This window comes from Ruegeria sp. EL01 (genome assembly GCF_900313035.1).
GTDB lineage: Bacteria > Pseudomonadota > Alphaproteobacteria > Rhodobacterales > Rhodobacteraceae > Ruegeria.
This window is the reverse complement of record NZ_OMPS01000039.1, coordinates 40,700-46,997: the sequence shown is the minus strand read 5'-3', so window position 1 is coordinate 46,997 and position 6,298 is coordinate 40,700. Positions and strand designations below refer to the sequence as shown.

Below are 6,298 nucleotides of genomic sequence, written 5' to 3'. Positions count from 1 at the left end.
CTATCCGTATCTGCCACGGGCCAAGGTGGCGACGACGTCACCCTCCAGCTACATGTGCCTGACAACAGGTGCCTCGACATGACGGAGACACCACAGATCCTGCTGAACCACCAACTCAAAAAGCTGAAGCTGCCGACCATCCTGCGGGAATACGACAAGCAGGCCCGGCTCTGCGCTGCCGAAGGGAGAGATCACGTCCAGTTCCTGGCCCGTCTGATCGAGCTCGAACTCATCGACCGGGAACGGCGGATGATCGAGCGCCGGATCAAGGCAGCGCGGTTCCCTGCAACCAAAAGTCTCGACAGCTTCGACTTCACGGCGATCCCAAGCCTCAACAAGATGCAGGTGCTGGAACTGGCGCGCTGTGAATGGATCGACCGCTGCGAAAACGTCATCGCTCTCGGCCCCAGCGGCACTGGTAAGACCCACGTGGCGCTCGGCCTCGGTCTGGCCGCCTGCCAGAAAGGCCTGGCGGTTCGCTTCACAACCGCTGCCGCAATCGTCCACGAGTTGATGGAGGCCCGCGACGAGCGCCAGCTCCTGCGGCTGCAAAAGCAACTGGTGAAACAGAAGCTCCTGATCATCGACGAGCTGGGCTTCGTGCCCCTCAGCAAAACCGGCGCTGAGCTGCTGTTCGAACTGATCTCCCAAAGGTACGAACGCGGCTCCATCATGATCACCTCAAACCTGCCCTTCGATGAGTGGACGGAAACGTTCGGATCAGAGCGCCTCACCGGTGCCTTGCTCGACCGGCTGACCCACCATGTCAGCATCCTGGAGATGAACGGAGAAAGCTATCGTCTGGCACAGAGCAGGGCTCGGCAGAACTCCTAATACGCGGAAAAGATTGGTCCTGACGGACCAAGACGCCTTGGCAACCGCCAGCTATTTGGGAGCGCGTTTGCCAAGGCGTCGGCCACCCAAGCAATGGACGACTTTTGCTCCGCCCCGTGGCAGAATTTTACTCCGCCGTTGACACGCGAGGCTGCAGCGGGTTGGTATGAAATGGTTTTGGGCTTGAAAAGGTACGCCGAACTCGCCTCTTGGGCCGCGGACCCGATGGGTCCCTTGATAATGCAAGGGGGCGACGGATATCCCGCATTGTCGCTTTTTGAACGCGATTTCAAAGAAGTATCCCGCGACAGCACAGTTGCGTTCCGAGTTGAAGGCGGCACCTTTATCGATTTTCTCGATAGTATGGAATCTTTGGATTTGAAAACAAATACAGGTGGTACTTTAACCCGGCAAGATGTTGTCGATCATAATATGTCGTGGTCTCTTTACTTTCTCGATCCCGATAAGAACCGACTTGAGATTACGACCTATGACTATGAAGTGGTTGAAAAAGCGCTGGCCTGAATGGCAATGTCGTCCGTGATTTATGAAATCAGACTCTTCTTGAGTATGCGCTCGCAATGAATGTCAGCTTTGGCGGGTGCAGCCACAGCAGTCGAACAACCTAGTCAACGGCAGAGGCGGGCCGTTTTCGGAGTTAGGGTCTGTGCCGCTCCGGTAAGAACCCAAGGAGCTCATTCCATAGGAAATCAACACGGCAACTCAGAGTGGTTCTGTTATCGGCGGTTACGCCGTCCCAAGCTTAAGCGGTTTTTGCATCGTGGCACAAAGTGCGCCCACAAGCAGGACAGCAGCAGCCACGATGAGGCTATCTCCTATTTCTCCAGTTACATCGCCAATGATACCGGCCCCGATCGGGCCCAGAGCCTGTGAAACGGCGAACATCACTGTGAAAAAACTTATAGTTGCGCCCCAATCCCGTTGATCCACGTTCTGGCGGACGAAGCTGGTTACTGCAGTGGGCGGCATAAAGACCGAAAGCCCGAACACCAGCGCGGACATAATCAATCCATATCCGTTTGGAACGAAGATCGGCAGGGCTGAACCAAACGCGACCCCGGTCAGGATCAGTGCCAATGGCGTTCCAGAAGCAAATCGGGACAATACCCCGCGCCAAACAAAAGGAGACGCCATGATACTGAACCCAAGCACCATCCATGTTGAAGTGGTCAATAGTACACTGGAATTTTGCTCCTTCATCCAGACAGAAATAAAGGTGACGTACACAATATAACCCAATCCAAAGAGCGCGTATCCGCCGAGTTCGCCAAGCATTCTGCGGACCGGAGGGATGGAAGGAAGCGCAGCATCGTGCTTGGTTTCCTTCAACATTGTGGAAGCCCAAACCGAAAACGGGCAAATGACCAGGGCTGCAGACCCGACGCCGATCCACGCCCAGTCCCAAGATTGCGGCCCGAATACCTCTAACATGGTCGGAAGGGTTGCGCCGCATAGTGCGATACCCAATCCTCCGCCACCACCAAAGTACAAGGCGATGGCCAGCGCATTCCTTCGGGCACTGTCTTGGAACAACGATGCCGCCAGAACGCCGCCTGCCACAAAGGAAAGAGCGCCGAATAACCCCACTAAAAAACGACAAGCGGTTTGAAAAAAGAGGCCTTCATCAAACCCGGTCATCAAGAGACACACAGCGGTCGCCACTGTGCCACCCGCAAATAGCTGCGACGGCGAAGTACGCCGGATCAGGAAAAGTGTTAGGATTGAGCCCACAATGTAGCCAATTGAATTGGACGTGTTTAGCCAACCAGATTGGGTTAGATTCCAGCCGAGGCTACTTTTCATTGATGGTAAAATAAGACCATATGCAAAGCGACCAAAGGCATTGGACACGCTGACTCCGAGCGCAAGACCCAATAAGATGAGCCAAGGATTGGTTAGTTTTGTCGAGGTCATGAGTATCCCTTCAGGTTGAGCAAACACCGTGCCCTAGGGCGCTTGGAGGCGCAATCCCGGCAAATCCGACGCGGCCCTTTGTGATTAGCTCGGGCATCCACAGATTAGATATTGGCAATAGCTTGAGGTGCGGCTTGCGACCGCACTTGTGCGCTGCGCGAATCCATTTGATCCTCGACTTTCGAACCCAGCAACGGGCAGCATTGATGTGCCACAAAGCAACGAGATGCCTTCGCCTTCCAAGCACGTTGCAATTGTTGTCGTATAATGCTGACCTTGCTGAGCAAGACGCGTGCAATCTGCGCGCCTATCCGAAAGGACGTCTGATGGTCTATACCGGTCCCGCAAACTTGCCCTACGTGACGAACCCACTTTTGAACAAAGGCACTGCTTTTTCTCTGCATGAACGAAAAAAATTTGGGTTGATGGGCCTTCTGCCGCCGCACATTGAAACGCTCGATACTCAGATTGACCGTGCCTATGCCGCTTTCGAGCGCCAAGAAACCCAGCTGGACAAGCACATCTATCTACGCGGCTTGCAGGACGAGAACGAAGTTCTGTTTTACGCACTTTTGATACGGCACCTGTCCGAGATGATGCCGATTATTTATACACCGGTTGTGGGTGACGCCTGCAAGCAGTTCAGCGAGATTTACGATCACCCGCGCGGATTGATCATCCCGTTTCCCGAGCGTGATCGCATCGATGAAATGCTGGAAAATTCCATCTTGCTATCTGTCGAGGCCATTGTCGTCACCGACGGCGAACGGATATTGGGGTTGGGTGATCAAGGTGCCGGTGGGATGGGTATTCCGATCGGTAAACTGTCGCTCTATACCGCTGCTGGGGGAATTGACCCGTCTGTGACGCTCCCGGTGGTATTGGACGCTGGCACCAATAACCAGGAACGACTGGAAGATCCCCTCTATATCGGCTGGCGTCACGAGCGCATCAGCGGGGATGAATACTTCGAGTTTGTCGATCTTTTTGTAACGGCCGTAAAGCGCAAGTGGCCAGAGGTCTTGCTGCAATTCGAGGATTTTGCACAACAACACGCGGCTCCGCTGCTGGCGCGCTATCGCGATCAGCTATGCACTTTCAATGACGACATTCAGGGTACGGCGGCAGTAACGGCCGGCACCTTGCTGGCAGCTTCCGACGTCACTGATGTCCCGTTAAAGGACGCAACCATTGCGTTCCTTGGCGCAGGATCTGCAGGTGTGGGCATCGCCGAACAACTGGTGCAACTCATGGTCCGGCAAGGGTTATCTGAATCCGAGGCATGCAGTCGCATTTACCTGGTGGACCGAAATGGGCTGTTGACTGACGCAATGACAGACCTGCTGCCGTTTCAGAAGCGACTTGTACAGCCTGTCGACAAGGTGGGTGGATGGTCCGCAGGTAATATTTCGCTACTAGATGTGATCAACAAGGCCAAGCCCAACATATTGGTTGGTGTCAGCGGTCAGGCAGGTTTGTTCTCAGAAACGATCATTCGTGCGATGGCTGATCATAGTGAACATCCCGTCATTTTGCCTCTCTCGAACCCGACATCCCGGATTGAGGCTGTGCCTGCAGATATTCTGCGCTGGTCAGATGGGCGTGCCTTGGTTGCGACCGGCAGCCCGTTTGATCCGGTCACGATTGCTCGCAACACCCATTACATTGCCCAATGTAACAATTCCTATATTTTCCCGGGTATGGGATTGGGTGTGCTGGCGGCAGGTGCGCGACATGTCACTGATGGAATGTTCATGGCTGCCGCCGAAGCGCTGGCCGCGCTGTCACCTGCGAAATCGGATCGGACCGCCAGCCTTCTGCCCGATGTGAGTGACATTCGCCGAGTCAGTAAAGTCATCGCATATGCGGTGGGTAAGCAGGCACAGTTGGACAAGGTCGCGCCGGACACCAGCGAAGATGACCTGAAAGCTGCGATAGATAGGAAATTCTGGACCCCGCACTACGAGGAGATTGGCTAAAACAGGCACCTCTAGGGTGAGGACTCATAGCCAATAGATGATGGTTGCAGCGAGAGCGATTGTTGATAGGAGGACCTTTGGACACCTGTGGTATCGTGTTGCCACACACCTCCAGTCTAAAATCGGCAAACTGTCGAGCAGCCCCTTGCGTCGATTGGGTGGGTCGTGGCGATTTTGATTATCCCGATGATCGTCGCACCGGCAATGATGGGTCTAATGTACAGACTTGTTCTCCATGAATTTGCCGGAACAGTTCCTCACTATTTTTACAGCTGGCTGGGCTGGTCTCCCTCTTTTCTGGGACCTAAAAATGTGTTTGCTACGGTTGTCGTTGCAGAAACGTTCCAGTGGACACCCTTTGCATTTCTGCTCTTTATGACCGCTTTTCAGGCGATCCCACAAGAGATGCGCGAAGCTGCGGCTGTGGATGGCACCCGGCCATGGAGATTGTTCTGGAAACTAGAGCTACCTTTGATGATGCCCACTGTTTTTGTGGCGGTGTTTGTTAGGTTTATTGATGGGTTCAGGGTTTTCGACAACATCTACACACTTGTTGGGGCGGGTCCGGGTGGCTCTACGACCTCAATGTCGATTTACATTTACGAAACTTTTTTGCGCCGAGGAGAGATCGGGAAATCAATGGCGGCGGCAATTTTGCTATTCGCCTCGGCATTCATCGTTCTATCAGTTGCACAGTTTCTATTGCGGAGGGCTTCCCGATGAGACGCCGGATGGGGCCACGTTGGATTGTCTTTGCAGTAGCGGGATTTGTTTTGAACTTTCCGATCCTGTCTACATTGATGACCGCGTTCAAGGGGCCAAATGAGGTCAACCGAAACGCATCGCTTTGGGTCGAAGCCCCAACTCTGGAAAACTTTGCAACGGTGTTGACCATTAGCGACCGCCTGAATGTATATTACTACCTTTGGAATTCTCTCTCTGCCGTTCTCATCGGTGCAATTCTCCCGATGGTCGTCGCGTTTCCGCTTGCTTGGCCAATGGTGAGAAGAGGCTACGGTCGCAGTATTCTATTCCCGATTATTGTCAATCTCAGAGCGTTGCCTCTGATCGTTTTCGCAATTCCATTGTATATGATGTACGCGACACTGGGGCTTCTCGATACGCACCTTGGGCTTGGCTTGATTTTGGCGATCGTCAACCTTCCGCTTACTTTAATGCTTCTGGTCAATGCGATTGCTGATCTTCCGATTGAACTAGAAGAAGCCGCTCGCATGGACGGAGCGCGTACTGGTGGCCTATTGATCCGGGTTGTTCTGCCTCTTTGCCGCCCAGCCCTCATCACAACATTTGTGTTTGGTTTTATTACCGCTTGGAATGAGTTCCTATTTGGCCTCATGTTGACGACCAGCGAGGCCGTGCCAATGACGGTTGGCGCTTCATTGTTCTTTGCAACATCGGGCGGGGGGGTCCAGTGGGGTGTCGCCTCGGCAGTAATGATCGTTGCCGCTCTTCCACCACTTCTGCTTGGCCTTATCATGTATCGCCGGATCACCGGCTCGATGGTGGCTGGTGCTGTGAAAGGTTAGTCC

6 protein-coding genes and 1 pseudogene are annotated in these 6,298 nt (G+C 53.9%); 5 read left to right on the top strand and 2 right to left on the bottom strand.

The features are described from left to right. Positions 1 to 78: 78 nt before the first annotated feature. Together istB and D9K61_RS15815 are read left to right on the top strand one after the other, a co-directional pair. Positions 79 to 834 (top strand): IS21-like element helper ATPase IstB, encoded by a 756-nt coding sequence (gene istB, locus D9K61_RS15820; protein WP_120631352.1) that lies wholly within the window; start codon positions 79 to 81, stop codon positions 832 to 834. 93 nt (positions 835 to 927) lie between these two features. Next, a complete protein-coding gene (locus D9K61_RS15815; RefSeq protein ID WP_120634168.1) occupies positions 928 to 1,359 on the top strand; it encodes a hypothetical protein in 432 nt (143 codons plus the stop codon). Positions 1,360 to 1,581: 222 nt separating this feature from the next. Here the strand turns inward: D9K61_RS15815 and D9K61_RS15810 are convergent, their stop codons facing one another. Next, positions 1,582 to 2,769 carry a YbfB/YjiJ family MFS transporter gene (locus D9K61_RS15810; RefSeq protein WP_120634167.1) on the bottom strand — a complete coding sequence of 396 codons (1,188 nt, stop codon included), beginning with the start codon at positions 2,767 to 2,769 and terminating at the stop codon, positions 1,582 to 1,584. 326 nt (positions 2,770 to 3,095) lie between these two features. Between D9K61_RS15810 and D9K61_RS15805 the strand changes: the two genes are divergently transcribed. Next, positions 3,096 to 4,748: an NAD-dependent malic enzyme gene (locus tag D9K61_RS15805; RefSeq protein ID WP_120634171.1), complete on the top strand. Its 1,653-nt coding sequence runs from the start codon at positions 3,096 to 3,098 to the stop codon at positions 4,746 to 4,748. A 24-nt stretch (positions 4,749 to 4,772) separates the two neighbouring features. Here the strand turns inward: D9K61_RS15805 and D9K61_RS15800 are convergent. Next, positions 4,773 to 4,865, bottom strand: a pseudogene (locus D9K61_RS15800) (IS5/IS1182 family transposase); the annotation flags it as partial. A gap of 48 nt (positions 4,866 to 4,913) precedes the next feature. On the opposite strand from D9K61_RS15800, the gene D9K61_RS15795 reads away from it, so the two are divergent. Then, a complete protein-coding gene (locus D9K61_RS15795) occupies positions 4,914 to 5,471 on the top strand; it encodes a carbohydrate ABC transporter permease (RefSeq protein WP_216825817.1) in 558 nt (185 codons plus the stop codon). A gap of 77 nt (positions 5,472 to 5,548) precedes the next feature. Next, positions 5,549 to 6,295, top strand: a complete 747-nt coding sequence (locus D9K61_RS15790) for a carbohydrate ABC transporter permease (protein WP_216825816.1) — start codon at positions 5,549 to 5,551, stop codon at positions 6,293 to 6,295. The last annotated feature ends 3 nt before the right edge of the window (positions 6,296 to 6,298 follow it).

Excerpts from the sequence above, each read along its gene's own strand:
- istB (WP_120631352.1), top strand. The coding sequence starts at position 79 with ATGACGGAGACACCACAGATCCTGCTGAACCACCAACTCAAAAAGCTG.
- D9K61_RS15815 (WP_120634168.1), top strand. The coding sequence starts at position 928 with ATGGACGACTTTTGCTCCGCCCCGTGGCAGAATTTTACTCCGCCGTTG.
- D9K61_RS15810 (WP_120634167.1), bottom strand. The coding sequence starts at position 2,769 with ATGACCTCGACAAAACTAACCAATCCTTGGCTCATCTTATTGGGTCTT.
- D9K61_RS15805 (WP_120634171.1), top strand. The coding sequence starts at position 3,096 with ATGGTCTATACCGGTCCCGCAAACTTGCCCTACGTGACGAACCCACTT.
- D9K61_RS15790 (WP_216825816.1), top strand. The coding sequence starts at position 5,549 with ATGACCGCGTTCAAGGGGCCAAATGAGGTCAACCGAAACGCATCGCTT.